Genomic DNA, 2,026 nt, shown 5'->3' with positions numbered 1-2,026 from the left:
GGCCCCTGTTTGCAAACTGGGGCGATCTGCTCGCGCGCGCGGTCCAGCGGCTTGAGCGCGCGACGCACCGTCAACCGTTGCAGCAGCAGAATCAGCAGCAAGCCGCCAAGGCCCAGCCCGAGGCCGATCTGGCGCATACGCTGGAAACTCTCGCGCACCGGGGTGTAATCCTGGGCGACGCTGATGGAGATTGACTGCCCCAAACGCCGATAATCCGAACGCAACACCAGCAACTGCTGACCGTCCGGGCCCAGTTGCAGGTTGCTGTGCAGGCCGGGATGGTCAAGCAGCGGCAAGTCCTGATCCCACAGCGAACGCGAGCGCCAGTGGCTGTCGGCAAAATCGATGCGGAAGTAATGCCCGGAAAACGGTCGCTGATAGGCCGGCGACAGGTGCCGCTCATCCAGTTGCAAACCTTGCGGGCCACGCACCAGCGCCACCAGCAGGCTTTCGCTGTCGTTGCGCAGGCCGGCTTCGAGATAACGCTGCAAACCGACTTCGAACAACCACAGGCTGGTTTGCGCCAGTACCAGGCCGACGATCACCATCACGCTGATCAAACCCAGGCTCAAACGGCGCTGGATCGACCTCACGAAGCCTGCCCGCCGAACAGGTAACCCTGGCCCCGCCGGGTTTCGATCACCGATTTGCCGAGCTTGCGCCGCAGGTGGTTGACGTGGACTTCGAGGACGTTGGAGTCACGCTCGGTCTCGCCGTCGTAGAGGTGCTCGGCGAGGTGGGTTTTCGACAGGATCTGTTCCGGGTGCAGCATGAAATAACGCAGCAGGCGGAATTCAGCGGCGGTCAGCTGAATCTCGCTGCCGTCACGAATCACGCACTGGCGACCTTCGTCCAGATGCAGGCCGGCGGCCTTGAGCGTCGGCTGGTTGGCCTGGCCCTTGGAGCGGCGCAGCAACGACTGCACGCGCAGGTGCAGCTCTTCAGGGTGATACGGTTTGGTCAGGTAATCGTCGGCGCCGGCCTTCAGGCCTTCGATGCGCTCGGCCCAGGAATCGCGGGCGGTAAGGATCAACACCGGGGTCGACAGGCCACCGGCGCGCCATTGCGCCAGCACCTCCAGCCCGGGAACGCCAGGCAGACCAAGGTCGAGAATGATCAGGTCATACGGCTCGCTGCTGCCCTGATACACCGCATCGCGTCCGTCCGCCAGCCAGTCCACCGCGTAGCCTTGGCGCTGCAGGCCGGCGATCAATTCGTCAGCCAGCGGCACGTGGTCTTCCACCAGAAGCAAACGCATCGGTCAATCTTCCTTGTCTTTAACTAATTCGCCAGTATCGGCCTTCAGGTGCAGCTCGCGCGCCACGCCCTCGACGGTCAGCAGCTCGACTTCATACACGTAGACGTCGTGCTTTTCCTCCAGCTCGACTTCCAGCAGTTTCGCGCCGGGGTAGCGATCCAGCGCCTGTTGCAGCACCTGCTCCAGCGGCAGGATCACCCCCTGCTGCCGCAGCCGCAGCGCCTCGTCCTGATCGAGATCGCGGGCCATCGCCGCCGAGCAAACAATCACAAGCGCCAACGCCGTGCGGCTGGTGGCGCGAACATTAACCTTCATTACGTATCCTGATGATCCTTGAGAACCTGCCCAGTCACCGCGTCTAATTCCAGATCCCACTCAAGCCCTTGTGGATCACGCATTTCGACCTGGTAGACATACTTGCCGTACTGCTCTTCCAGCTCGGTATCGGTGATGGTCGACCCCGGATGTCTGGTCAGCGCCGTGGCGTTGAGCTTCTCGAAGGAGACGATAGTACCAGCGTCGCGCAGGCGCAGGGCTTCGTCGGGGCCAAGATCGCGGGCATGGGCGAGGCTGGCGGTCAGACCGATGATCGCGGCAATGGACAGGGCAGTCAGGGTTTTCATGGATGTCTCCGTATTTTTATGTGCAGCTACGGTGGGCACCTTAGCGGGATCAACTTAACTGAAACTGAATTGCCATCATTGCCCCTGTAGAGGCTGCCGCAGGCTGCGATCTTTTGATCTTGCCTTTWAAAATCAAAAGATCGCA

Annotated in this window: 3 protein-coding genes and 1 pseudogene; all 4 read right to left on the bottom strand. The window is 61.7% G+C overall.

The genetic code is table 11. The annotated features are described in order from the left end of the window. Positions 1-593: pseudogene (locus HT737_RS25185) on the bottom strand (ATP-binding protein); the annotation flags it as partial. After that, positions 590-1,258 carry a response regulator transcription factor gene (locus HT737_RS25180; protein ID WP_182404217.1) on the bottom strand — a complete coding sequence of 223 codons (669 nt, stop codon included), beginning with the start codon at positions 1,256-1,258 and terminating at the stop codon, positions 590-592. The gene HT737_RS25180 and the pseudogene HT737_RS25185, both read right to left, overlap by 4 nt. A gap of 3 nt (positions 1,259-1,261) precedes the next feature. Further along, entirely contained in the window at positions 1,262-1,573 is a 312-nt protein-coding gene (locus HT737_RS25175; protein WP_041070842.1) for a PepSY domain-containing protein, read from the bottom strand. Beyond that, positions 1,573-1,881, bottom strand: coding sequence for a PepSY domain-containing protein (locus HT737_RS25170; RefSeq protein WP_041070839.1), 309 nt, complete (start codon positions 1,879-1,881; stop codon positions 1,573-1,575). The genes HT737_RS25175 and HT737_RS25170 overlap by 1 nt, the downstream gene beginning before the upstream one ends. Positions 1,882-2,026: the final 145 nt, after the last annotated feature.

The sequence above is a fragment of the Pseudomonas sp. MD195_PC81_125 genome (assembly GCF_014060985.1).
Taxonomy (GTDB): Bacteria; Pseudomonadota; Gammaproteobacteria; order Pseudomonadales; family Pseudomonadaceae; genus Aquipseudomonas; species Aquipseudomonas parakoreensis.
The sequence above is the reverse complement of the archived record's forward strand: the minus strand, read 5'-3'. Positions and strand labels throughout refer to the sequence as shown.